Source organism: Aquirufa sp. A-Brett2-15D, assembly GCF_054558735.1.
Genome location: NZ_JBSKFT010000002.1, coordinates 529417 through 554232 on the forward strand (window position 1 = coordinate 529417; position 24816 = coordinate 554232).

21 protein-coding genes are annotated in these 24816 nt (G+C 41.6%); 15 read left to right on the forward strand and 6 right to left on the reverse strand.

The annotated features are described in order from the left end of the window. Positions 1 to 50: 50 nt before the first annotated feature. Positions 51 to 3404, reverse strand: a complete 3354-nt coding sequence (secA, locus tag ACST14_RS07590; protein ID WP_459462214.1) for a preprotein translocase subunit SecA — start codon at positions 3402 to 3404, stop codon at positions 51 to 53. A gap of 153 nt (positions 3405 to 3557) precedes the next feature. Here secA and ACST14_RS07595 point away from each other — a divergent pair, with 153 nt between their 5' ends. The 8 genes from ACST14_RS07595 to ACST14_RS07630 all read left to right on the forward strand — a co-directional run bounded on the left by ACST14_RS07595 (position 3558) and on the right by ACST14_RS07630 (position 12397). Beyond that, on the forward strand, positions 3558 to 4031 hold the full coding sequence (locus ACST14_RS07595) for a hypothetical protein (RefSeq protein WP_459462216.1): 474 nt from the start codon (positions 3558 to 3560) through the stop codon (positions 4029 to 4031). Position 4032: 1 nt separating this feature from the next. After that, positions 4033 to 5403, forward strand: coding sequence for a DUF1800 domain-containing protein (locus ACST14_RS07600; RefSeq protein WP_459462218.1), 1371 nt, complete (start codon positions 4033 to 4035; stop codon positions 5401 to 5403). A gap of 2 nt (positions 5404 to 5405) precedes the next feature. Next, positions 5406 to 6944 carry a DUF1501 domain-containing protein gene (locus ACST14_RS07605; RefSeq protein ID WP_459462220.1) on the forward strand — a complete coding sequence of 513 codons (1539 nt, stop codon included), beginning with the start codon at positions 5406 to 5408 and terminating at the stop codon, positions 6942 to 6944. Positions 6945 to 6969: 25 nt separating this feature from the next. Further along, positions 6970 to 7662 (forward strand): DUF6089 family protein, encoded by a 693-nt coding sequence (locus ACST14_RS07610; protein WP_459462222.1) that lies wholly within the window; start codon positions 6970 to 6972, stop codon positions 7660 to 7662. Between the two features lie 73 nt (positions 7663 to 7735). After that, complete coding sequence (locus ACST14_RS07615) at positions 7736 to 8476, forward strand: isoprenyl transferase (protein ID WP_459462224.1); 741 nt, start codon at positions 7736 to 7738, stop codon at positions 8474 to 8476. A 16-nt stretch (positions 8477 to 8492) separates the two neighbouring features. After that, on the forward strand, positions 8493 to 11156 hold the full coding sequence (gene bamA, locus ACST14_RS07620; RefSeq protein ID WP_459462226.1) for an outer membrane protein assembly factor BamA: 2664 nt from the start codon (positions 8493 to 8495) through the stop codon (positions 11154 to 11156). A gap of 5 nt (positions 11157 to 11161) precedes the next feature. Then, positions 11162 to 11743 (forward strand): OmpH/Skp family outer membrane protein, encoded by a 582-nt coding sequence (locus ACST14_RS07625; RefSeq protein ID WP_459462228.1) that lies wholly within the window; start codon positions 11162 to 11164, stop codon positions 11741 to 11743. 45 nt (positions 11744 to 11788) lie between these two features. Then, positions 11789 to 12397 (forward strand): OmpH/Skp family outer membrane protein, encoded by a 609-nt coding sequence (locus ACST14_RS07630; RefSeq protein ID WP_459462230.1) that lies wholly within the window; start codon positions 11789 to 11791, stop codon positions 12395 to 12397. A gap of 65 nt (positions 12398 to 12462) precedes the next feature. On the opposite strand, the gene ACST14_RS07635 is transcribed toward ACST14_RS07630, so the two are convergent. Next, positions 12463 to 13041: a lipoprotein signal peptidase gene (locus ACST14_RS07635; RefSeq protein WP_459462232.1), complete on the reverse strand. Its 579-nt coding sequence runs from the start codon at positions 13039 to 13041 to the stop codon at positions 12463 to 12465. Continuing rightward, a complete protein-coding gene (locus tag ACST14_RS07640; RefSeq protein WP_459462234.1) occupies positions 13038 to 14237 on the reverse strand; it encodes a proline dehydrogenase family protein in 1200 nt (399 codons plus the stop codon). Before ACST14_RS07640 ends, ACST14_RS07635 begins: the two co-directional genes overlap by 4 nt. Before the next feature lie 106 nt (positions 14238 to 14343). Between ACST14_RS07640 and ACST14_RS07645 the strand changes: the two genes are divergently transcribed. Next, a complete protein-coding gene (locus ACST14_RS07645; RefSeq protein WP_459462235.1) occupies positions 14344 to 15438 on the forward strand; it encodes a chorismate mutase in 1095 nt (364 codons plus the stop codon). A 319-nt stretch (positions 15439 to 15757) separates the two neighbouring features. Here the strand turns inward: ACST14_RS07645 and ACST14_RS07650 are convergent, their stop codons facing one another. Further along, complete coding sequence (locus tag ACST14_RS07650; RefSeq protein ID WP_459462237.1) at positions 15758 to 16639, reverse strand: DMT family transporter; 882 nt, start codon at positions 16637 to 16639, stop codon at positions 15758 to 15760. Between the two features lie 74 nt (positions 16640 to 16713). Between ACST14_RS07650 and ACST14_RS07655 the strand changes: the two genes are divergently transcribed. Genes ACST14_RS07655 through gatC form a run of 4 tightly spaced genes read left to right on the forward strand, consistent with a single transcriptional unit; the run spans position 16714 to position 19064 of the window. Beyond that, positions 16714 to 17085, forward strand: a complete 372-nt coding sequence (locus tag ACST14_RS07655; RefSeq protein ID WP_459462239.1) for a Rid family detoxifying hydrolase — start codon at positions 16714 to 16716, stop codon at positions 17083 to 17085. 7 nt (positions 17086 to 17092) lie between these two features. Continuing rightward, the gene (gltX, locus tag ACST14_RS07660) at positions 17093 to 18595 is read left to right on the forward strand and encodes a glutamate--tRNA ligase (protein ID WP_459462241.1); all 1503 of its coding nucleotides are present in this window, start codon (positions 17093 to 17095) and stop codon (positions 18593 to 18595) included. 9 nt (positions 18596 to 18604) lie between these two features. Further along, positions 18605 to 18787, forward strand: coding sequence for a hypothetical protein (locus ACST14_RS07665; protein ID WP_459462243.1), 183 nt, complete (start codon positions 18605 to 18607; stop codon positions 18785 to 18787). Next, a complete protein-coding gene (gatC, locus tag ACST14_RS07670) occupies positions 18777 to 19064 on the forward strand; it encodes an Asp-tRNA(Asn)/Glu-tRNA(Gln) amidotransferase subunit GatC (protein ID WP_459462245.1) in 288 nt (95 codons plus the stop codon). The genes ACST14_RS07665 and gatC overlap by 11 nt, the downstream gene beginning before the upstream one ends. A gap of 12 nt (positions 19065 to 19076) precedes the next feature. Here the strand turns inward: gatC and aroB are convergent, their stop codons facing one another. Beyond that, entirely contained in the window at positions 19077 to 20105 is a 1029-nt protein-coding gene (gene aroB / locus ACST14_RS07675; RefSeq protein WP_459462247.1) for a 3-dehydroquinate synthase, read from the reverse strand. Positions 20106 to 20216: 111 nt separating this feature from the next. On the opposite strand from aroB, the gene ACST14_RS07680 reads away from it, so the two are divergent. Continuing rightward, on the forward strand, positions 20217 to 21200 hold the full coding sequence (locus ACST14_RS07680; protein ID WP_459462249.1) for a pyruvate dehydrogenase complex E1 component subunit beta: 984 nt from the start codon (positions 20217 to 20219) through the stop codon (positions 21198 to 21200). 155 nt (positions 21201 to 21355) lie between these two features. Here ACST14_RS07680 and ACST14_RS07685 read toward each other — a convergent pair whose 3' ends face one another. Beyond that, the gene (locus ACST14_RS07685) at positions 21356 to 22831 is read right to left on the reverse strand and encodes a Do family serine endopeptidase (protein ID WP_459462251.1); all 1476 of its coding nucleotides are present in this window, start codon (positions 22829 to 22831) and stop codon (positions 21356 to 21358) included. 145 nt (positions 22832 to 22976) lie between these two features. Between ACST14_RS07685 and lysS the strand changes: the two genes are divergently transcribed. Then, complete coding sequence (gene lysS, locus ACST14_RS07690) at positions 22977 to 24692, forward strand: lysine--tRNA ligase (protein WP_459462253.1); 1716 nt, start codon at positions 22977 to 22979, stop codon at positions 24690 to 24692. The last annotated feature ends 124 nt before the right edge of the window (positions 24693 to 24816 follow it).

Below are 24816 nucleotides of genomic sequence, written 5' to 3' on the forward strand. Positions count from 1 at the left end.
ACTGACTACTAGCTAAATTTAATTTTAAGGCATCCGCCTTAAAATTAAATTTAGGCTATAACCACCGCTCTTCCACCCTCCACATCCTGCTCCACCGTCTTGTACTTGACATCTTTTTTGATGCTTCCGTCCACATATTGAACCGTGACACGTTGGTTACGATCTGCGATTTTGATTGCTTGGCGAGGAGCCGCGCGCTCTACGGAAGGAGTAGATGGGTCGTGGTATTCTTCTTGTGAACCGGAAAGTCCGCCAATTAAAGAGGAGATGGCGTCGTCTTTGCTCATTTGCAGTTTAGGCGCTTTCTCTTTCGGTGCTTTCGCAGTGGATTGATTCGTTTGTTGAACGGCTGGAATTTCGGCTTTGATCACAAAGCTGATGGTATCCATGTTCACGCGGGAAACGAAACGTTGGAAAAGGTTCACTGATTCGAATTTATAGATCAATAAAGGATCTTTTTGTTCGAATACGGCGTTTTGAACCGATTGTTTCAAATCATCCATCTCGCGTAAATGCTCCTTCCACTCTTGGTCGATCAGCGATAGGGTGATGAATTTCTCCATCTCTTTTACCACTTCTTTTCCGTGTGATGAGATCGTTTTGTCTGCATCTACGACAATTCCGGTGGTCATTTGGCCATTACTAATCGGCACTTGAATGCCAGAATAGTTATGCTGTTTCGCTTCTTGAGCCACTTGAATGACTTGAGAGGCGATGAACTCGTTTTTCGACTTATAATGTTGCTCAGCCGCGAGGAATAATTGTTCCGTTCTTTGGTCTGTAGTCAATTTAGTAAATGAAGACGCCTCGAATGGCGGCTCCATCCCTAATAATTCAATGGTCTTTAATTCGAAGTCGCTATAGCTCGTATATTGAGTGGAGATGTCACGGCACACGTCGAACAAGATGTTAATGATATCCAGTGAGAGACGCTCGCCTAAAAGGGCGTTTTGGCGACGCTTGTAAATCGCGTTACGTTGGTAATTCATCACGTCATCATATTCTAATAGACGTTTACGAATGCCAAAGTTATTCTCCTCCACCTTCTTCTGCGCTCTTTCGATCGACGAGGTAATCATGGAGTGTTGAATCACTTCTCCTTCTTCCATTCCTAGGCGGTCCATCACTTTCGCGATACGGTCAGAACCGAATAGACGCATTAAGTTGTCCTCTAAAGAAACAAAGAATTGTGACGATCCCACATCCCCTTGACGTCCGGCACGACCACGTAATTGGCGATCGACGCGACGAGATTCGTGGCGTTCTGTACCGATGATCGCTAGACCACCTGCCGCCTTCGATTCTGGGCTCAGTTTAATATCGGTTCCACGACCCGCCATGTTGGTGGCGATGGTAACCTTGCCCGATTGACCTGCCTCTGCGACGATATCCGCCTCGCGGGCATGTTGTTTGGCATTTAATACATTGTGTTGAATCTTGCGTATGGTCAGCAATCGGCTTATTAATTCCGAGTTTTCCACGGAAGTAGTACCCACTAGAACGGGACGCCCTGCTGCCACTAATTCCTGAATTTCCTCTGCCACCGCATTATACTTCTCGCGCACCGTGCGGTACACTTTATCTTCGTGATCATCACGTTGAATGACGCGATTCGTCGGAATAGACACGACATCTAACTTATAAATCGTCCAAAACTCACCCGCTTCCGTCTCCGCCGTTCCCGTCATACCACCTAATTTGTGGTACATGCGGAAATAGTTTTGGAGGGTAACTGTGGCATAGGTTTGGGACGCATCTTCTATATTCACCCCTTCTTTCGCCTCAATCGCCTGGTGTAAACCATCTGAATACCGACGACCTTCCATCACACGACCCGTTTGCTCATCCACGATTTTCACCTTGCCATCCACGAGGATATACTCGGTATCTTTCTCAAATAAGGTATGTGCTTTCAATAATTGACTTACCGTATGGATGCGTGATGCTTTCTCGTTATAGTCTTGAATTAACTTCTCTTTAGCGCCTAAACGATCGGAATCGCTCAATTCCTTGTTTTCCTCAATCTTATTTAGATCAATAGAAAGGTCAGGTAAAACGAAGAAATTCGGATTTTCTGTATTACCACTCATGAAGGCTAGACCTTTTTCGGTCAACTCCACTTGGTTATTTTTCTCTTCGATCGTAAACAAAAGCGGCTCATTCGCTTCTGGCATTAGTTTTTGATTATCTGCCAAAAAGATACTTTCCGTCTCATTCATCAATTGCTTCATGCCATTTTCAGACAAGAATTTAATCAAAGGCTTCGACTTCGGTAATCCTTTGTACGCTCTATAAAGAGCTAAACCACCGTCTTTTTTATTGCCAGCGGCGATTAATTTCTTCGCTTCGACTAAGAAGTTTTGGACGATTTGTTTCTGTGCTTCCACTAAAGTATGAACGCGCGGTTGAAAGGCTTCGAATTCTTGTTCATTGCCTTTAGGGATAGGCCCAGAGATAATCAAAGGCGTTCTCGCGTCATCGATTAACACGGAATCGACCTCATCGACCATTGCAAAATGATGGGGTCTTTGGACTTGATCCTCTAAACTACGCGCCATATTATCGCGCAAATAATCAAAGCCAAATTCATTATTCGTACCATACGTAATATCAGCCCAATAGGCCACCCGACGTTCTTCCGTATTCGGCTCGTGCTTATCGATACAATCCACTTTTAAACCGTGGAATTCGAATAAGGGCGCATTCCACTCCGAGTCACGTTTCGCTAAGTAATCATTCACCGTTACTAAGTGAACTCCGCGACCGGCTAAGGCATTTAAATAGGATGGAAGCGTCGAAACGAGCGTTTTACCCTCTCCAGTTCCCATCTCAGAAATCTTTCCTTGGTGCAATACGATACCTCCGATAAGCTGCACATCATAGTGAATCATATCCCAGGTAATCTCATTTCCAGCGGCAAGCCATTGATTTTTCCAAATCGCTTTTTCCCCCTCAATCACCACATTCTTCTTCTTAGAGGCAATAAATTTATCTTCTACCGTCGCTGTTACGACTAATTGCTTGTTCTCTGTAAAACGACGCGCCGTTTCCTTCACCACAGCAAAGGCTTCTGGTAAGATTTCCAATAATACGACTTCTAAACTTGAATTACGTTCGATATTTAACGCATCGATTTCTTGGAAGAAACGATCTTTCGCGTCCACATCTTCTGTTTCTTCAGCAGATGTATGCAGGGAGGTAATTTGATTATCTATATCTGCTAAAGAGGCAGCAATACGAGACTTGAATTCCGCTGTTTTTCCACGCAATTCATCATCCGTTAAGCTAGCTAGTTTAGCGTATTCAATTTTTATGTTTTCAACGATGGGCATCAACGCTTTAATGTCGCGTTCTGATTTCGTGCCAAAAATTTTCGTTACCGATTTACTGATGAATGAAATCATTATAATAATCTATGCTTTGTAGGCGTTTGTAAAAATGAAAAGGCAATTTACCAATTTGAATTTTTATCCTTACTATATTCGATAATATTAATCCCAAAAATTTTTAAATTACCGTATAATTAACTTTTTTTGTAAGCTATTCTGTTTTAATACATGTCTACCGTCCCTTCTGCTCCTCGCAGAGCTCCGCGCAAAAAATTAAAAATGCCCCTATTCGGTGGAATGGGTGGTGATTCTTCCGCGAACAAGGATGACTTTTTTGGAAAAAACTTCGGATCCATTCTCATTGCCATGACAGGTATCGCTTTTGCAGCGCAAATTTTCTTGCCTAATCTTTGGGCAGCTAAAGTGTATAATGAGCCGGAGGAGATCACCGAAATGAGCTGGAACGGGACGATTCGAAAAAAATATACCGATGCGAAGCATCCAAGCGATATTCATTATTACCTCGTCTTAGTGGGCAAGAAGGGAGAGAAGCAGATGGTAGACTTAGTGGAAGCGGATCCTGTTTTCTTTGATCAACTAGCAGTACCACAGAAAGTGACTAAAATCGCTAATTCTCTCAATGTGCGCGTTCAGCGTTTTTCTAAACCCGATACAACACTACGAATCAAATTCACGGAATAATATGCCTGTTTGGAACGCAAAAAATATAGCCCATTTATTATCGAGAACTCTTTTTGGTTTTTCGAAAAATGATTTGTCCGCTGCACAAGGCTATTCTACTTATACAGATCTGCTAGATCAAGCACTTTTAAAGGATTACCCCCTTCCTGCCGCACCCAATACCTGGGTGAATACGGTACCCGCAGCCTCTCAGAATACTTCGGGTGAAACAGGAATCTGGTACCGCGAATTTAATTATTGGTGGTTTAACCGGATGAACACGGAGGGACTTCGAATGAGGGAAAAAATGGTGCTATTCTTTCATAACCATTTTGCAAATGAGCGAGATAAAGTACAATACCCTCAAAACATGTACGCCCAAAACGCTCTGTTTCGAAAATATGCCTTTGGGAATTTCAAGCAATTAGTGAAAGAAGTTTCGATCGATCCTTCCATGTTGATTTATTTAGACGGCAATAATTCACGCGGTTCAGGTCCTAATGAGAATTATGCCAGAGAACTATTGGAATTATTCACCATGGGAATCGGTAATTATACCGAAACAGATGTAAAACAGGCAGCAAAAGTACTTTCCGGTTGGCAGGTAAGTGGATTAACGGCCACCTTTGTCGCCTCGCGCTGGTATACCGAAGCGAGCGTTACCGTGTTAGGCAAAACGGCAAAATTTGATGTGAATTCCCTAATTGATCACATTTTCACTCAAAAAGCCACCGCCGAATTCATCTGCCGTAAGCTTTATAAAGAATTTGTGTGCTATAAACCGAACGAAGCTTTTATCCTTCAAATGGCCGCCGTTTTGCGTTCCAATAATTACGAAATCAAGCCTTTACTGAAGTTCTTATTCACTTCGGATGAATTTTTTACGCCTGCCTATATCGGTAGTAAAATTAAAAATCCGATGGAGTTAATGATAGGTGCATCGAAGCTGCTCGAGCTGCCCACACCAGATTACATTAATATGTATGAGCTTTCTAAAGTCCTTCAAATGCAATTATTCCAACCACCTGATGTAGCTGGTTGGCCAGGACAACGGGAATGGATTTCCTCGACCACCTATTCTTATCGGGGCGGATTTTCGGATTCATTGATCACAGGTAAACGCTATAATGGCGTAGCGGTAACGGGTAAACTGTTCGCTTTAACCTATGCTCAAAGCTTTATCAATTCGGAAAATGCGGTGGAATTCGTGGATGACGTTTGCTTGTTATTTTTAGCTTTTCCTCCTACCGTAAAAAAGAAGGCCTTTCTATTAGAAACCTTATTAGGCGGTACCATTGTTAAAAACTGGTCCACTTATACGCCTGGCGCTAATGTTAGTTTGCAGAATTTTTTCAAAGCAGTCATGCGATTACCTGAATTTCAACTCTGTTAATTATGAAAAAAGACCTATCAAGAGCTGAATTTTTGCGAAGAATGGCACTGCTTTCGGGTGGTGTAGGAATCGGTATTTCAGGTATTCCAGGACAGGCCTATGCGCAATTACCTGCCGGCCTAGCAGCCTCCGTTCCCACTGGAAACGCGGTCGTTATTATCCAATTATCTGGTGGAAACGATGGATTAAATACGGTTATTCCTGCGGAAAATGATACCTATTTTACAAAGCGTCCTGATATCGCGATCAAAAAAGTCGATGCCTTAGCCTTGAAAAATGGGATGTATTTGCATCCTTCCATGACCGCTTTAAAGTCCTTATACGATCAGGGGAATGTTTCCATCATCCAAAACGTTGGCTACGCAAACCCGAATCGTTCCCATTTCCGTGCCACAGACATTTGGAATACCGGTTCGGATGCGAATGTAGTCTGGGAGGAAGGCTGGGCTGCTCGTTATTTGGCAGAAAAATACCCATCCTATCCTATATCAATGCCATCTCAGCCGATGGCCATTCAATTAGGCTCGGTCGAATCCTTATTGTTCCAGTCTGATATAGGCCGTTTCGGTACCGTTTTCGAAGACCCAAACCTCTTCTACCAATTAGTTTCCGGCACCTTAATAGACGATGAAATTCCTCCCGCTACACTCGCTGGAGATGAATTAGCGTTTTTAAAGCAAATATCCAGTACCTCCTTGCAATACTCTACCATTATTCGGGACAAAGCCTTGAAAGGATTGAATTCGGTAACCTATCCCAATACTAATTTAGCTAGGCAATTAGGCATCGTGGCAAAATTAATCACTGGAGGCCTAGAAACACCGGTCTATTTATGTACCATAGGCGGATTCGACACCCACGCGAATCAATTAAACCAGCATTCGAATTTATGGAAACAAATATCGGATGCGGTCGCTGCCTTCCAGAAAGATCTCAAAACCCAAAATAAGGCCAATAACGTAACCTTAATGACTTTCTCTGAATTCGGTCGTCGCGTAAATCAAAACGGAACTACGGGTACTGATCACGGAACTGCGGCACCCATGTTCGTTATAGGGAATACGGTTCGAGGAGGACTTATCGGTGAGAATCCAAATTTGATTGATGTAGACACGAATGGAGATATTAAGGCTAAATTCGATTACCGTCAAATATATTCAACGGTATTATCTGATCACTTAGGTTTATCAACCGCGAGTACTACGGCCATTTTCAAAAAATCTTTTGATCGCTTACCGATCTTCATTAATTCTCCATTGATTGAGGAGGCAGGAGTGAAAATGATATTAATGGATCCGGCTCCTAATCCAGCTTCTGGACAGGTTCGTATTCAATTTGCTGTTTTCATGCCTACGCGAGTGGAGCTTGCTTTGTTTGATATGCAAGGATCAAAACTCGGTCTAATTTTTGAAGGGGACTTAGCCAATGGAACCTATACTTATCCAGTTGATATAGCACGCATGCCGTCCGGAACTTACCTAGTTAGTTTAGCTGCTTCAACAGGTCAAAGAATTACCAAACGATTAATCATCGCAAATTAGATTCTTTGTTTATATTTGTAGATTGATGAAAAAGAACCTCCATTTATTGCTTTTATTAACGCTCTTTAGCTTGTCCGCAAGCGCACAGCGTTGGTCGTACGGTGCCGGCTTAGGCGGTTCCTTATACCATGGAACTTGGGCTAATTGGCATATACTACCTACTGATAAGGAGTTTGCGATGACTCGGCCCGCCTTAAATCTACAAGCACGTTATCAGAACAATCCTACCTTTGCCTATAGACTTCAGGCGGTGATGACTGATTTGCGAGGAGGGACTGGAAATCGTGTTTCCCCTGTAACGGCGGCACTTCCGGTGACGAATTTTGCGACATCGATTTTTGGATTAGATGCCCTAGTAGAATATAATTTTTTGAATTACCAAAACTCCGTAAAACGGGTGAATAATTGGACTCCTTATTTTTATGTAGGCGCATCTACTGTATTTGCAAAGGTATCCGGAACGCAAGATGGCGTAGGTTTTAAGACGGATACGAAGATGAGCTATGCGCTCCCTTATGGTATCGGTTTTAAATACCAGCTTTCACCTAACTGGGGTGTTCAATGGGATTTAGGAGCAAGAAAGACGTTTACAGACGCGCTAGATCGTCCTCTATCGGAAGGAGAAGCGTCCTTTAATTTAACCAAAGGAGATCAATATTTAAATTCCTCTATCACGGTCACTTACACGATTCAATCTGTTTTTTGTCCTACCTATTAACAAGTTTTAATTGGATAGAGTGGTCAATATGACTACATTTGCCATCTTGTTAAATGCAAATCCTTGATTTAAATTGAAAGAATTAATTGATCTACGTAATGTTCCTGTACACATCGCCGTTATTATGGATGGTAATGGTAGATGGGCAAAGCAACAAGGGATCATGGATCGTGTTTTTGGACATCGATCAGCGCTAAAGGCAGTTCGAGAAACTATTGAAGGATGTGGCGAAGTAGGAGTGAAGTTTTTAACGCTTTATGCCTTTTCTACGGAGAATTGGAATCGTCCTAAAGCGGAAGTGACAGCCTTAATGAGTCTATTAGTCTCTGCGATTAAGGACGAATTGCCGGGAATGATTCAGAAAGATATTCGCCTTAAGGCGATAGGGGATGTAAGTAAATTGCCAGCATCGTCTAGAGTAGAATTAGAAAAAGCAATAGCGGAAACAGCTAATAATAAAGGTTTAACCCTGAATTTAGCACTTTCGTATTCTGGTAAATGGGATTTAGTGCAAGCGACCCAACAGATTGCTGAAAAAGTAAAAAATGGAGAATTAAACGTAGAATCGATAGATTCAGAAACCATACAATCTCATTTGTCTACGGCAGATATGCCGGATCCAGATTTGATGATTAGGACAGGTGGAGATCACCGGATTAGTAACTTTATGTTGTGGCAATTAGCCTATGCGGAGTTGTATATTTTTGAAGATTTGTTTTGGCCTGATTTTAGAAAAGAACATCTAAAGGAGGCAATTATAGACTTTCAAATAAGGGAAAGACGTTTTGGAAAGATAAGTGAACAATTAAATTAAGGGCTGAGGCCCCCGTATGAAAAAATCAATTGCCATCCGATTAATGAATAAACCTAGCCTCTTTTTAGGGCTACTGATTTTTATCCTTGGAGCTTATTCTGCCTCTGCCCAAATTTTAGGTGGAGCACGTTCTATAAGCTCTGCGCTTCCTGAAGCGAGTTTTTCGTATGCAGATCCTAAAGAATATACCATCGCTGACATTCAGGTTACAGGTTCTCAGTTTTACGACGGAACTTCCATGATTAATATCTCGGGATTACAAGTAGGGGATAAAATCAAAGTGCCAGGTGATGCGGTAGGAGCTGCGATTCGTAAAATTATGAATCAAGGTATCTTAGACGAGGTCCTCATTTATGCTACGAAGGCTGAGGGTGAGAAAATTTGGTTAGTGATTGAATTAAAGGAACGACCTCGTTTGTTCTCTATTCAATACACAGGTATTAGAAAAGGAGAGCAAGAAGCCTTAAGTGATAAAATGAAGACTTATAAAGGTAAGATCATCACTGAAACTTTACGTAAAAATCTCGAGCTTACGATTCGCAAATACTACCAAGAAAAAGGTCGATTAAATGTGAAGACGAAATCGACGATTAAGTCAGATTCGATGCGGGGTAATAATGCCATTTTACAAGTAGTGGTGGAAAAGGGGGAGAAGGTAAAGGTGAATAAAATTGTCTTAAATGGTGTCGATGAAAAATACCGTTCTTTGATTTTAAGAAAGATAAAAAATACGAAACAGATACGTTTTGGCCGTGTTTTCAAACCGTCTAAATTCGTTCCTAAGAAATGGGATGAGGATAAGCAGAAATTGTTAGAGGCGATGAATAAATTAGGTTACCGCGATTTCCAATTAAAGTCTGATTCGGTGGGTAGCTTTAATAATGAATCGATTAACCTCGTACTAAACATTGTTCAAGGCGCTAAATATTATTATAGAAGTATCCGTTTTGAAGGAAATTACATTTATCCAGATTCCTTATTGCGTGATGTTTTAGGCGTGAAGAAAGGCGATGTATATAATACGGAGGAGTTAGATAAGAAGATGAATTCAAATCCTGGCGAGGATTTAAGTTCGGTTTATATGGATAATGGCTATTTATATTACCACGCTGAGCCAGTGGAAACAGCCATCGAAGGCGATTCTATTGACTTAACTATTCGTATCTCGGAAGGTAAGCAAGCAACGATTAATAAAGTGACTTTAAATGGTAATACGAAAACATCTGATCACGTGGTGATGCGGGAGATTCGTACCTTGCCTGGTCAGAAATTCAATAAATCCGCGATCATTCGTACCGTTCGTGAGCTTTCAACTGTTGGTTATTTTAACCCAGAAAAAATTAGTCCTAATCCGATTCCTCGTCCAGATGGAACGGTGGATATCGAATACAATGTAGAGGAAAAACCATCAGACCAAATTGAGCTTTCCGGTGGTTGGGGAGGCTATATAGGCTTCGTAGGAACCTTAGGGGTTGTCTTTAATAATTTCTCGGCGAAAAATATCTTTAATACGAAATCGTATCGTCCTTTGCCTGCTGGAGACGGTCAAAAATTAGCTATTAGATTTCAAGCAAATGGCGCCTCTTTTCAGAATTACAGCCTAACATTCACAGAACCTTGGTTAGGAGGTAAAAAGCCTAATTCCTTATCAATCGCTTTAAATAGTAGTATATCTTACCCCTATAAATTTCGTCAAACGGGTTATAATAACTATGGTGGCGGTGGCCTAGGTGGCGGAGGTTTCGGCGGCGGTGGTTTTGGTGGCTATGGCGGTGGCTATGGTGGTTATGGTGGCTATGGTGGCGGTGGCTATGGTGGAGCTAATTCTTACTCTGTACCAGATTCATTAGAAGACGCCCATTTTAATGTAACTAGTTTGTCATTAAGTTTAGGAAAGAGGTTAAAATGGCCAGATGATTATTTCTCTTTAAGTCATTCCTTATCTTTCTCTCGTTTTGATGTAGACCGTTATTATACTTGGGCTTATCCTCAAGGAATTTCTACTTCAGTAACATTCATGACGAACTTCTCTAGAAATAGTATTGATAATCCGACTTTCCCGCGTTCAGGCTCAAGCTTTTCTCTTTCAGGAACGTTGACTCCTCCCTTCTCTTCTCTAGGTCTAAATAAAGATAATCTATTAATTGAGTACCATAAGTGGATGTTAGACGCGAGTTGGTTTAGTCCATTAGCAGGCAAGTTGATCTTGCATACACGGGCACACTTAGGCTTCTTAGGTTCCTATGGAGGAAAAGAGACAACTCGATTTGAGCGTTTCGATTTAGGTGGTTCAGGTATGGTGCAAGGTTTCTCCTTTAACCGTGATATCGTAGGTTTAAGGGGTTATAAAGACCGTGTGATTGGACCATCCGGTTCTTATGGAAATGGTGGTGTAGCCTATAACAAGTTTGTTATGGAGGTGCGTTACCCAGTTTCATTGAATCCGTCGGCTACCATCTTCATCTTAGGATTTGCTGAAGGAGGAAATAACTTTTCTTCCTTGACGGAATACAGTCCATTTAATTTGTATAAATCAGCTGGTTTTGGTGCGCGTATCTTTATGCCAGCCTTCGGAATGATTGGAATTGATTATGGAATGGGCTTTGATAAGCCACGTCCAGGAGATACAGATTTTGGACGCCAAGCCTTTACTTTCTCGATCGGTCAACAACTTAGATAATTGCGATGCGTTTTGGGATGACATTTCTCGTGTTTCTGTTTTTTGCAAGTGCTTCATTTGCGCAGAAATTCGGTTATGTGGATACGGAATTCATTACCTCTAAGATGCCGGATTATGCCAAAGTTCAGCAGCAGATCGACCAGAATACAAAGACTTGGTTAGTTGAGGTAGAAAAGAAAAAAACGGAACTAGAAAAACTCGAGAAAGAATATAAACTCGAAGAACTTTTACTAACGGAGGATTTAAAGCAACAACGTTTAGCTGCAATTCAAGCGAAGAATAAAGAAGCGAAGGCATTTGAGAATCAAGTTTTTGGTGCAGAAGGGGAGTTGTTTAAATTAAAACAAGCGGCTTATAAGTCGATATTAGATCAAATATCTAAGGCGATTGAAAAAGTAGTTCGATCAAAACGCTTGGATTTTATCTTTGATAAGGCGAATGATGGATTAGTTTTATTGTATACAAACCCAGTACATGACTATTCTGACTATGTTTTAGAGGAGCTTGGATTAGATTTAGACCCTAATTTGGTAGAAAAAGTAAAGAAAGAGGAGGCACAAGAGCCGAAAAGTCCTAAAAAGAATTAATTTTACCCTAAATATTAAGAGAACACAAACAAATTATCAATACTCATGAAAAACAAGTTTATTTTGGCCGCAGGCCTACTTTTCGGATTAGTTGCTTTGCCTGCTACGGCTCAAGTAAAAATCGGATTCATCTACCAAGAGAAAATTTATAGCCAAATGCCTGAGGCTAAGCAAGTAGAAGAAGATTTGAAAACCACAGAGAAGCAATACCAAACATTGATTCAATCAAAAATCAAAGATTTTCAAGATAAGGCAGCAGTTTATGAGAAAATGCCTGCTAATACGTCTGATATCATCAAACAAGATAAAGAGAAGGAATTGCAGAACTTGCAAACTTCGATTCAAGAGTTCCAACAAAATGCACAGACTTCTATCCAAAAGAAGCAAGCTCAATTATTACAACCTATCGTAAAGAAAATTGAAGAAAATATGCACGCTGTAGCTAAAGAGAATGCGTATACATTCGTTTTCAATAACTACGAGCCAGGAACAGGTGCTAATCCAGTTGTATTACACTTCCCTGAGGAGGCTGATATTTCTGACCTAGTATTAAAGAAAATGGGAATTACTCCACGCCCTGCAGGTGCACCAGCTCCAGCAGCAGCGACTCCAGTAGCAGCTCCAGCGGCTAAGCCAGCAGCTCCTAAAAAATAATTCTTAAGGAATATAATTCTGAAAGACAATAGAAGGAAGCCTGATCGGAAACGGTCAGGCTTTTTTTATTGTTCCTTAGTGAGAAATTTATTCTGGAACAATAAGATAGACATTACCCCGCAAAATATGGCGGCATCCGCGAAATTAAAGATGGGTGTAGAATAATATGATCCTCCCCACAATGGAATCCAATTAGGTAAAGTTCCTTCATAGAAATCAGCAAAAAACATGTCAATTACTTGGCCGTGAAACCATTGCATGGGTGCTCCAGCGGGTGCATTATTAAACCAAACCCCATAAAAAACGGAGTCAATCAGGTTTCCGATTGCCCCACCTAAAATTAAGGCCACCGACACTAAAAGACCCATAGGGCTATTTTTAATGGTTAAGGAATGCAAGTAATACCCGAGACCCAACATCGCAAAAATACGGAAAGTGGTCAGGATTAATTTCCCCCAAATAGATCCAATTTGAATCCCAAAAGCCATGCCTGGGTTCAAGGTATAATGTAATTTAAAGAAGTCTCCGATGAGGGGAATTTGGCCAAAATAACCAGGCTCCATCCACATGTGCACCCCTATTTTAATCCCCTGGTCAAGGGCAATAATGAATATACTCAATAGAAAATAGCGGTAATTTTTCATGCAGTTTTTCGGCGGTTTACTTCTTTTTGTAATAAGGCAAATTCACGAGAGGTTTGTCCAGCTATCGAGCTATTTTCCTCTGCACGTCTAAATAAATAGGGCATTACCGTATCTACAGGACCATATGGCACATATTTAGCCACATTATATCCCGATGCGGCTAAATTATAGGAGATGTTATCTGACATACCTAATAGTTGAGCAAAATAAATATGGGGATGATTTTGTGGAATTTGAAGCGCATTCATCGCATCGCAAAGACGTAAGCAGCTTGCTTCATTATGCGTTCCCATACAGAAATGCACGCGATCTAAGTGCTTTAAACATAATTCAACCCCTAAATCATAATCTCGATCCGTATCTTCCTTGCACACATGCAATGGTTCAGAATACTCATCTTCATGGGCTTTTTGACGTTCTTTTTCTAAATAAGCACCGCGCACTAATTTTACCCCCAAAAAGTATTCTTTTTCCTGAGCTGCAGCGATCGCCTCTTTTAAATTAGCCAGCATATCCTGGCGGTACATTTGAAAAGTATTATAAATGATGGCTGTTTTTTGATTGTATTTTTCCATCATTTCATACGTCAATTGATCGATTGTTGTTTGAATCCAACTTTCTTCTGCATCGATAAAAAGTCGAACCTCGAGCTTGTGCGCTAACTGGCAAATTTCTCCTAATATCTCTTTACTATGATCAAAATTCTCTTGTTCTTCTTCCGATAATTCCGCTTCAGTTTGGGCTTTTTCCAAAAGTTCCGCCTTGAAAATCCCTGTCACCTTGAATACAGCATAAGGAATTGCTGGATTTTCAGCTGATTTACGGATGGTCTTGAGGATTTCTTCTTTCGTTTTTTGGAATGATTTTTCGCTTTCTTCCCCCTCCACCGAGTAGTCTAGGATAGTGCCTATTTTTGCTTTTTCTAGTTCTTGAATCGTTGATTCACAGCCATCTATGGTTTCTCCCCCACAGAATTGCGCGAAAATAGTGCTTTTTATGACTTTTTTGATGGGAAAATGCAGGAAAAGGAACAATTTGATAAAAAAAGTGCCTAAATTTACGAGCCAATTTTGGTTCATTGTGGCGAAAATCCAATAGGACTTCTTCAACTGAAAATTGTCTTTCGATGCGAAGGCTATTTGTGTATCCTCAAACGATAAATTGGATGAGGGTGATGTTGCTAATTTTTTTGTCATTGGGGCGAAAATTCATGCAAATATAATTGAATTATTTTTGGTTGCTTAAGAAAAAAATAAACAAATAAATCGAAGGGTGTGAACCCTTGTTAACCGTCAGATTATTATGAATGCCAATTTAGACATTGTACCGATGCAAGACTGGATTCAGACGAACGGGAAGCCCCTTATTATCGCGGGTCCCTGTTCAGCTGAGACAGAAGAGCAAGTATTAGAAACAGCTCGCCGTATTAAAGCGGAGGGTTATGCTCACATTATGAGAGCAGGTGTTTGGAAACCTCGTACACGTCCAGGCAGTTTTGAAGGGATGGGAGAGCCAGCTTTAAAGTGGTTAGTAGAAGCGAAGAAAGAAACAGGATTACCTTTAGCGATCGAAGTAGCTACTCCAGAACACGTTGAATTAGCCTTGAAATATGGCGTTGATGTTTTATGGATAGGTGCTCGTACCACGGTTAACCCTTTTAACGTACAAGATTTAGCGGATTCTTTGAAAGGAGTAGATGTTCCTGTACTAGTTAAGAATCCAGTGAATCCAGACTTAGCTCTTTGGGTAGGTGCTTTCGAGCGTCTTCAAGGATCAGGTATCAAGAAATTAGGTGCTATCCACCGTGGTTTCTCTAACGCACAAGAAACAAAGTACCGTAATTCACCGATGTGGGCGATGGCGGTTGAATTAAAGCGTTTGTTCCCTCAAATGCCATTAATCGGCGATCCATCTCACATGGCTGGAAAGCGTTCTTTATTGATGGAATTATCTCAACGCATCTTGGATTTGAATTACGATGGTATGATCATCGAAACTCACCGCGATCCAGATGCAGCTTGGTCAGATGCTTCACAGCAAGTAACTCCTGCGAAATTAGGCGAAATGTTACGTGACTTAGAAGTTCGTAATGCAAATTACGGCGCTGACTTCTCTGATGAATTAGCGAGCCTTCGCGAGAAAATCGATAATATCGACCGTGAAATTTTAGAAGTTCTTGCTGCACGTATGTCTGTAGTGGAGAAATTAGGCGAATACAAGCGCGATAATAACGTAGCAGTATTGCAATTAGATCGTTGGAAGCAATTACATAATGATCGGGCTAATCAGGCCAAAGGCTTAGCCTTATATCCTGAGTTCGTTGAGGAACTATTCAAATTAGTTCACTTAGAATCGATCCGTAAGCAAACGGAAGTGATGAATAATGCAGCGGTTTAATCGCGAAGCGATTAAACAGTCGTCACTTCATGACTTAGTCATCGCTACGCGATTTAGTCGCGACTTTGTCGCTTAGTCAAACAAATAGAATGTAAAATAGCCCTGGTTCTCACTTGGGGCTATTTTTTTGTTTAAATGAATAAAGTAGGATTGACTGTGTCGACTAAATCGCGAAGCGAAGACCAAGCGACGTAGTCGCGACTAAGACGAAGTCGACTAAGCGACAAAGTCGTGACTAAGTCCGAAGGACGACTAAGACGAAGTCGACTAAGCGACATTAGTCGCGACTAAGCCATAGGCGACTAAGTCCGAAGGACGACTAGCGACTGATCCTGTACCCCGCCCAAACAATCAGCCCCATTCCCAACAACGTAATGAAATTCGGGAAGCCATGGCCTAGCACCACCTCGATGATGATCGAGAAAATAACGGCGCTATTTCCTACAACCCCGACCACACTCGCTTTTTCATTCAAGAGCGCCTGAGTGGTGTAGTATTGAACCCCTAAGGCTAATAGTCCCATCACTAAGGCGGCTAACCATTCCGCGATGGAAGGTTGTACCCAAACACCAGTGACAAAACTATTTTCAAATCCACCTAAAGTCCCCGTAAGTAAAGAGATGGTCGAAGCGATTAATCCGGCCCCCATGAAGGAAATGACTACCCAGCGGGAGTCATAGTATTTCTGAGCCTCTTTGATGGCTAAATAGCCTAGGGCAGTTCCCATGGCATAAATTATTCCGGTGCTATGGTGCCAAATCGACCCGCCGCTTCCAGGCTGGAAAATCAATAAAATGCCGAAAAAGCCGATGAGTAGAAATAAAACCTGTTTGCTGGATAAACCTTCGTTTGGCAATAAGAAAAAACTAAAGAAGGCAATAAATAGGGGGAACGCCTGTCCGTAGGTGTTTGTTAAGGATAAACCTAAATGCTCGAGGGTGAAAAAGAGGCAATAGAGGGTGAATGCACCCAATAGGCCGCGCAAAATGATGAAATAAAGCTTACCGCCTACTTGGACGGCGGGCTTGCGGTAAAGACTAAAAAATAGAAAGGGTAAACCTACGGCGCTGCGGAAAAATACGAGCTGAATGGAGTTGAATGTGTGGCTCATTTCTTTAGCGATCGCGGACATGATTGCGAAGCAAAGAGAGGAAAGTAACATGAAAAAGACGCCCTTGTTAGAGTAGATTTGTTTCAGCATGATTTTCAAACAAAGCAAGCTAGGATTTCGAGGATTAGCCCAAATTTTGGTAACTTGCATTTCATTTCAAAGGTATGACAAAAAAAATAATTTTATCCCCTGAAGCACCCGCTCCGATCGGGCCTTATTCCCAGGCAGTTGAGGTAAATAACACCCTGTATGTGTCCGGCCAGATTGCCTTATCCGTTTTTGACGCAGGAGGAACGATAGAAGAGGAGACGAATCAAGTGATGTTGAATTTGCAACACATTTTGACGGCGGCTGGTTACCGTTTTGATCAGGTGGTGAAATGCTCCATTTTCGTGAAGGATATGAATCATTTTTCTTTGATAAATCAAGTGTACGGTCGTTATTTTGTAGAAAATCCTCCAGCTAGGGAAACGGTAGAGGTCGCTCGCTTGCCTAAAGACGTGCGCGTAGAAATTTCCTGTATTGCCTATAAATAAGAGATAAATGTCTGATTCAGTACGTGTTCGGTTTGCACCTAGTCCTACGGGAGCGCTCCACATTGGAGGGGTAAGAACCGCTTTATATAATTACCTATTTGCCCGCAAAATGGGGGGTAAATTTTTGTTACGAATCGAAGATACCGATCAGGCCCGATTTGTGCCCGGTGCGGAACAATATATTATTGACAGTTTAGCTTGGTTAGGTATCAGTCCGGATGAAGGAGTAGGCGTGGGTGGTCCACATGAACCTTACCGCCAAAGCGAACGCAAAGGCCTATACAAAGCTTATGCAGATCAATTATTAGTAGAAGGCAAAGCGTATTACGCCTTTGATACATCAGAAGACTTAGACGCGATGCGTACCAGTTTTGAAAGCCAGGGTTCTGCTTTTCAATACAATTCACTAACGCGCGTTAAATTAAAAAACTCGATCGCTCTAGCTCAGGCTGAGGTAGATCAATTAATCGCTGACGGAACTCCCTATGTCATTCGCTTGAAAGTTCCAGCGAAAGGCGAGGTTCGCTTCCAAGACAGCATCCGCGATTGGGTACACGTACATACGTCTAGCATTGACGATAAGGTCTTGATGAAATCCGACGGAATGCCCACGTATCACTTAGCGAATGTGGTCGATGATCATATCATGGAAATTACCCACGTGATTCGTGGGGAGGAATGGTTGCCTTCGGCGCCATTGCATATTTTATTATACCAGGCTTTTGGATGGAAAGCGCCTCAGTTCGCACATTTACCTCTTTTATTAAAGCCAGAAGGCAATGGTAAATTATCTAAACGCGATGCGGATTTAGGTGGTTTCCCTGTATTCCCGATGGAATGGACGGATCCAGCGACGGGTATTATTTCCAAAGGATTTAAGCAAGAAGGCTATTTGAAAGAGGCTACCTTGAATTTCTTAGCCTTCTTAGGTTGGAATCCAGGGACGGAGCAGGAGATGTTTAGTTTGACAGAATTAACGGAGGCATTCTCTTTAGAGCGGATTAATAAAGCCGGAGCTAAATTCGATGTGAAAAAAGCCCAATGGTTTAATGAGCAATATTTGAAATTACAAGATCCGGCGGCATTAGCGAAGGATTATTTGCCTGCTTTACCAGCTGATCAAGGACTTTCTTTTGTTCACTTGTTTTTAGATCGCATTACTTTTCCGCAAGAATTAGCAGAAAAGGTGGCTGAATTTCAATCACAACCAGCGCTTTACGAAGAGGCTGTTTTAGCTTCTAAATGGAATGCGGATGCAGCCAATGGACTGAAATTTATTTTACAGGCTTTGCCAGCGGTGACCGTTTGGGAGCCAGAAAATATTAAGCAGGCCATTCATGATGTTTTAGAGGCGAATGGTATAAAAATGGGCAAAGTGATGCAGATTTTGCGTGTGGCGCTTAGCGGAAATGGAGCTGGTCCAGATTTGATGATTTCGATGCAATTATGGGGTAAAGCGGAGGTGATCGAGCGATTGACTTTGGCCTTATCTAAATTTCCTACAGTGTAAAAAAATAAGATGGCGAAGAAGGATAAAAAGAAGGATTTGCCTAAAGTGCATCCGGAATTAGCGGGGTTTGAGATGAATATTGATTCATTAGGCCAAATCACGTCCAGCCTCGATCGCGATCGTTTAAATGAATTTTTGGACAAGCACATGCCCGAGGATAAAAAACTAAAGCAGAAAGAAAATGAAGGTTAGTCAAGATGATGTGAGGAAAGTGGCACATTTAGCTCGATTAGACATAGCTGAATCACAAATAGAACAGATGCAAGATTCCATTAACAAAGTATTAGTTTGGATGGAGGCGTTGAATTCAGTGGATACCTCAGCTGTGGAACCTTTAGTACACATGACCCCAGCCTTGAATAACTTCAGAGAAGATGAGGCAAAAATCACCTTAGATCGCGAAAAAGCGCTCGCTTTAGGTCCAGATACAAATGAGACCTATTTTAAAGTTCCGCAAGTGATTGAGTGAGTACTGGAATAATTATCCGATATAGTATTCGATAGCCTTTTTCATTTCCGCTTTACTAACCGGAATATCATAGCCACAATCTCCAATACCTGTTAAAAGAGAGAATAAAACTTCTCCACCTTTGTTCTTTTTGTCCTGCAATGTCAAGGCAATAATCGCAGGAATCTCGGATGCTTTTAGTTTTACTTTTCCATAAGTCTCAAACAAATAGACTTCGATATCCTCTAATTCATCTGCGCTAATTAATCCGCGTTGAAAGGCAAGATAGGCCTCCATGATCATCCCCATAGCGATCGCTTCGCCGTGTAAGATCTTGCGTTTGCCTTGTTCTAATAAAAACGTTTCCACCGCATGACCCAAGGTATGACCCCAGTTGAGGATCTTACGTAAGCCTTTTTCTGTGGGATCCTCTGCAACAACCGCTTTTTTGATTTCAACGGAATGTTGAATAAGTCCAGCGATGTCTACTTTTTCGAAATCTATGTGGCTGATTAGCTCCCATTTCGCTGCATCGCGAATTAGGCAATGTTTGATGATTTCTGCGTAACCCGAAAGCTTTTGAGCGGCGGGTAAAGTCTGTATGAAATCAGGGTCGATTAAAACGGTTTTGGGAAGATTAAATACCCCAATATGGTTCTTTAAGCCTTGAAAATCTACGCCTAATTTGCCTCCTACACTCGCATCCACTTGGGCTAAAAGCGTGGTAGGCACCTGAATAAAATCAATTCCTCTCTTATAGGTGGACGCACAAAACCCGCCCAAATCCCCAATCACTCCACCTCCCAGATTAATCAAAAGTCCATGGCGATCCATATTGGCTTTGGTCATCGCTTCCCACACCTTCTCACAAGTCCCCAAATGCTTATTATTCTCACCTGATTTGACCTGAATCTTAATAAATCCGGAGGGCAAAAAGGCTTGAATTAGCGGAAGACAATGCTTCGATGTGTGCTCGTCGACTAAAACCGCTATTTGCAAATAGGTATTTTGGCTTAAAAAAGCAGGCAAAGATTTTGAAATAGATGCGATTTCGACTGACATAGGATTTTTTTCTTCAATGGATTCCTCAAAATTACCATGATTTTGTGAAAATGGACTATTTTTTGCCTAATTTTGTGCCTGCTTGTTAATCCCACAAGATTTACATTTTTTATGAGAGAGATTCAGTATAGAGAAGCCTTACGTGAGGCGATGACAGAAGAAATGCGACGTGATGCATCTGTTTTTTTAATGGGTGAAGAAGTGGCGGAGTATAATGGAGCCTACAAAGTTTCACAAGGAATGTTAGATGAATTTGGTCCTGAGCGCGTGATTGATACGCCGATTGCTGAATTAGGTTTTGGTGGTATCGCCGTAGGTGCATCAGCGAATGGTCTTCGTCCTATTGTTGAATTTATGACTTTTAACTTCTCTTTAGTGGCGATTGATCAAATTATCAATTCAGCAGCTAAATTGATGTCTATGTCCGGTGGACAATATTTTTGTCCTATCGTTTTCCGTGGTCCTACGGGAAATGCAGGTCAATTATCTTCACAACACTCGTCTAACTTTGAGAACTGGTTTGCTAACACGCCCGGTTTAAAAGTGGTCGTTCCTTCGAATCCAGCAGATGCGAAAGGTTTATTAAAATCAGCGATTCGTGATAACGATCCGGTGATCTTTATGGAATCTGAGGTGATGTATGGGGACAAAGGCTTAGTACCTGAAGGAGAATATTTAATCCCGATCGGAAAGGCAAATATCGTGAAGCCAGGTTCTACGGTGACGATTGTTACCTTTGGTAAAATGCTTTCTCGCGTGGTTATGCCTGCAGTGGAGGAATTAGAGAAGCAAGGAATCTCTTGCGAAGTAATCGATTTACGTTCGGTTCGTCCGATTGATTATATCACCGTGGTAGAATCGGTAAAGAAAACAAATCGTTGTGTAGTCGTGGAGGAAGCGAATCCATTATCTGCGATTTCATCTGAGATTGCGTATCACTTACAGCGTTGGGCATTTGATTATTTAGATGCGCCAGTCGTTCGTGTTAACTCGCGTGACTTACCACTTCCATACGCACCTACCTTGATCGAAGAAATTCTTCCAAGCATCGAGCGTACCATCCAAGCGGTGAAAACAGTGACTTATAAGAAGTAGTCTTCTTAATTGCATATAAAAAAGCCGGAGCTTCGTGAGAGGCTGCGGCTTTTTTTTTAGTCCGGAGGAAATGAGTCCGGAGGGAACTAGTCCTGAGGGAATGAGTCTAAATTATCGACTCCCTCCCTTCGGACTTCGGACTATCTCCCTTCGGACTACAGCACATAAATGAAGCGTGATCCATCCACATCCACACCCTCTAACTTGATTCTTCCCTTTCTAGCTTCCAAAGCTTCAACAGCCTCCTTAGGAGTATTGATTACTTTATCATTGATCTTAGTGATCACCGAACCTTTCGCAAGACCATACATCTCTAAGCGACCATCTGGTAATACTTCAGCGATTTTCACTCCTGAGCTTACGCCAAACTTCTTCATCTCCGCAGGTGTCAAGCTTGCAAACTTAGCGCCTAGGAATTCCGATTTAGCCGATTCGGAAGAACTATCCCCTTTCAAGATTTCCATATTCCCGTCCTTATTCTTTAAGGTTACTTTGAATTCCTTCAAAGCTCCATCGCGATTCACCGTTACTTGAAGTGGCTCACCTGGACGCTTTCTGCTCACGATTTCCATTAATTTCGAAGATGATTTAGTCTCTACGCCATCGATTTTAATGATCACGTCGTTGATTTTAATGCCAGCATCTTTCGCTGCTGAATTCTCAGAGAATCCACCTACGTATACTCCTGCACTTGTTTTTAGGTCTTTTTCGTCGGCTAATTTGGCATTTACTTCCGAAATTTGAACCCCTAAAAATCCGCGTTGTACGTTACCGTATTTGATTAAGTCCCCAGATACTTTCTTTACAATGCTCACAGGCACGGCGAAGGAATAGCCGGCAAATTGTCCTGTACGAGAGTAGATGGCCGTATTGATGCCGATTAATTCTCCTTTTAGGTTCACCAAAGCTCCACCTGAATTACCTGGGTTTACCGCTGCATCGGTTTGGATGAATGATTCTAAAGGATTCATGTCTGGACTATCGCGGTCGATGATGTTCTGGCGACCTTTGGCAGAAACAATACCTGCTGTAACGGTGGACTCTAAATTGAATGGATTACCCACGGCTAATACCCATTCGCCTACGCGAATTCCGTCAGAATCTCCAAAAGTTAAGAAGGGTAAATTTGTTTCTTTGATTTGGATCACGGCTAAATCAGATGATGGATCCGTTGAAATAACTTTTGCCTTGTATTCGCGCTTGTCATTTAGGATAACTAATACCTCTGACGCTTCAGCGACTACGTGGTTATTTGTAACTATATAGCCATCAGCAGAGATGATAACTCCAGAACCTGATGCTTCTTGTGGTTGTTGTTGTCTGCGACCTCCGCCACCTCCGAAAGGATCGCCACCAAAGAAATCGTCGAACGGGCTCGAGTATTGTTGTTGTCTTTGGCGTGTCTCCATCTTCGTCTTAATGTGAACGACGGCTGGAGTTGATTTTTCCGCAGCATAGGTGAATTCACCTGGATTACCTGGAACGTTTTGATTTGAAACAGAGGAGGTGAAGGCAGACGGCGCATCCGAAAGTCCGGATGAATTACCTAAATTAAAGAGCGAATAGGCACCTAAAGTGACTCCACTAGACATTAATGCAATGATTGCATACGACTTAAGCTGATTATTCATTTCTATTTGGTATTAGTATTTTTAAAATTTGTACTGCGAATTTAATCGAAAATTAGCCTCGAACAACCTCATTAACAAGTTTTAAGAGTTTTAAATCCCAAAGGAAATGGCTAATTTTGTGCTTCATACGTAAAAACACGTCCAAATGATTTTAAGTGAGCAAGAATTATTGAGGAGACAGAAGCGCCAAGAGTTACTGGCGATGGGAATCGATCCTTATCCTGCACAGGAATTCCCGGTGAATGTTTATTCTGATCAGATTTTGGCAGAATTTAAACCGGAGTCTGGTCATTTCCAGGACGTCGTGTTAGCGGGTCGCTTAATGGGCTTTCGAATTATGGGAAATGCCTCCTTTGCGGAGCTTCAAGATGCGAATGGACGTATTCAATTATATTTCCGCCGGGACGATCTTTGTCCAGGAGAGGATAAAACCTTATATAATACGGTATTTAAAAGGTTATTAGACATCGGTGACATCATTGGTGTGAAAGGATATGTTTTCACGACGCAAATGGGAGAAATCTCCGTTCACGTGCGCGAATTTACGCTATTGTCCAAAGCCTTAAAGCCACTTCCTGTCGTTAAAGAAGCAGATGGCCAAACCTACGACGCCTTCTCTGACCCAGAAATGCGTTACAGACAACGTTATGTAGACTTAATTGTCAATCCATCCGTAAAGGACATCTTTATCAAACGTGCGAAGATTATTTCTACGATGCGTAGGATGTTTGACGAACGCGGCTGGTTAGAAGTGGAAACACCTATTTTGCAAGCTGTGCACGGTGGAGCATCCGCTCGTCCGTTCAAGACGCATCATAATACGTTAGATATGCCCCTTTATTTGCGTATTGCGAATGAATTATATCTAAAGCGTTTGATTGTAGGTGGTTTTGATGGAGTATATGAGTTCGGTAAAATGTTCCGTAATGAAGGAATGGACCGCACGCATAATCCAGAATTTACCTCATTAGAGTTCTATGTAGCCTATAAAGATTATAACTGGATGATGAACTTGACGGAGTTAATCTTCGAAACAGTTGCCGTTCGTTTACATAGTAAAACTAAAATCGCAGTAGGGGAGAGTGAAATTGAATTCGCAGGCCCTTATCCTCGTTTAACGATCTCGGGTGCTATTTTACAGTATTCAGGTGTGGACGTAGATGCTTTGAGCGAAGATGAATTGCGCGCTAGGTGTGTCGAATTCGGAATGGATGTGGATAAAGGAATGGGGAAAGGAAAGCTGATCGACGAATTATTTGGAGAGAAAGTAGAGGCGAATTTGATTCAACCTACTTTCATTATAGATTATCCAGTAGAGATGTCTCCATTAACTAAGAAGCACCGTTCTAAAGAAGGTTTAGTGGAGCGTTTTGAATTATTTGTGAATGGTAAAGAGATCGCCAATGCGTATTCTGAATTAAATGACCCCATCGATCAAAGGGAGCGTTTCGAGGATCAACTAGCTCTTGCTGAGCGTGGTGATGATGAAGCGATGGCTATGGATCATGATTTTATTCGTTCTTTAGAATATGCGATGCCACCTACTTCGGGTATTGGAATCGGTATCGATCGTTTAACGATGTTGATGACGAATCAGTCCTCTATTCAAGAAGTATTATTCTTCCCTCAAATGCGCGCCGAAGTAGTAAAGGAAGTAGATTCCGAATCGGCTTTTGCTGAGAGAGGTATTTCTGAGGTTTGGATTCCAGCTTTACAAAAAATGGGTATCTTAACATTAGAAGCATTAGATGCCGCGAACCCGAATAAAGTGTTCAATGATTTAGGTGGAATGCGTAAGAAATTGAAGATTGATGCCGCGATGCCGACGAAAGAGGAGGTGATGGCTTGGATTCAAGCTTAAGTATACCTGATATGCATAAAAAAAGCCTTCCGTAAAGAAGGCTTTTTTTATTTCTCTTTAACTAGAGATCAATGTTGCAATTTTATAGGTAAACCTATATATATATTGTAAATAAAGATTTTCT

Bases quoted from the DNA above. Each gene is read 5' to 3' on its own strand.
- ACST14_RS07600 (WP_459462218.1), top strand. From the start codon at position 4,033: ATGCCTGTTTGGAACGCAAAAAATATAGCCCATTTATTATCGAGAACT.
- gatC (WP_459462245.1), top strand. From the start codon at position 18,777: ATGAAGGTTAGTCAAGATGATGTGAGGAAAGTGGCACATTTAGCTCGA.
- ACST14_RS07680 (WP_459462249.1), top strand. From the start codon at position 20,217: ATGAGAGAGATTCAGTATAGAGAAGCCTTACGTGAGGCGATGACAGAA.
- ACST14_RS07635 (WP_459462232.1), bottom strand. From the start codon at position 13,041: ATGAAAAATTACCGCTATTTTCTATTGAGTATATTCATTATTGCCCTT.
- ACST14_RS07595 (WP_459462216.1), top strand. From the start codon at position 3,558: ATGTCTACCGTCCCTTCTGCTCCTCGCAGAGCTCCGCGCAAAAAATTA.
- ACST14_RS07640 (WP_459462234.1), bottom strand. From the start codon at position 14,237: ATGACAAAAAAATTAGCAACATCACCCTCATCCAATTTATCGTTTGAG.
- bamA (WP_459462226.1), top strand. From the start codon at position 8,493: ATGAAAAAATCAATTGCCATCCGATTAATGAATAAACCTAGCCTCTTT.
- ACST14_RS07605 (WP_459462220.1), top strand. From the start codon at position 5,406: ATGAAAAAAGACCTATCAAGAGCTGAATTTTTGCGAAGAATGGCACTG.
- ACST14_RS07625 (WP_459462228.1), top strand. From the start codon at position 11,162: ATGCGTTTTGGGATGACATTTCTCGTGTTTCTGTTTTTTGCAAGTGCT.
- ACST14_RS07665 (WP_459462243.1), top strand. From the start codon at position 18,605: ATGGCGAAGAAGGATAAAAAGAAGGATTTGCCTAAAGTGCATCCGGAA.
- ACST14_RS07630 (WP_459462230.1), top strand. From the start codon at position 11,789: ATGAAAAACAAGTTTATTTTGGCCGCAGGCCTACTTTTCGGATTAGTT.
- ACST14_RS07655 (WP_459462239.1), top strand. From the start codon at position 16,714: ATGACAAAAAAAATAATTTTATCCCCTGAAGCACCCGCTCCGATCGGG.
- secA (WP_459462214.1), bottom strand. From the start codon at position 3,404: ATGATTTCATTCATCAGTAAATCGGTAACGAAAATTTTTGGCACGAAA.
- gltX (WP_459462241.1), top strand. From the start codon at position 17,093: ATGTCTGATTCAGTACGTGTTCGGTTTGCACCTAGTCCTACGGGAGCG.
- ACST14_RS07610 (WP_459462222.1), top strand. From the start codon at position 6,970: ATGAAAAAGAACCTCCATTTATTGCTTTTATTAACGCTCTTTAGCTTG.
- lysS (WP_459462253.1), top strand. From the start codon at position 22,977: ATGATTTTAAGTGAGCAAGAATTATTGAGGAGACAGAAGCGCCAAGAG.
- ACST14_RS07645 (WP_459462235.1), top strand. From the start codon at position 14,344: ATGAATGCCAATTTAGACATTGTACCGATGCAAGACTGGATTCAGACG.
- ACST14_RS07650 (WP_459462237.1), bottom strand. From the start codon at position 16,639: ATGCTGAAACAAATCTACTCTAACAAGGGCGTCTTTTTCATGTTACTT.
- aroB (WP_459462247.1), bottom strand. From the start codon at position 20,105: ATGTCAGTCGAAATCGCATCTATTTCAAAATCTTTGCCTGCTTTTTTA.
- ACST14_RS07685 (WP_459462251.1), bottom strand. From the start codon at position 22,831: ATGAATAATCAGCTTAAGTCGTATGCAATCATTGCATTAATGTCTAGT.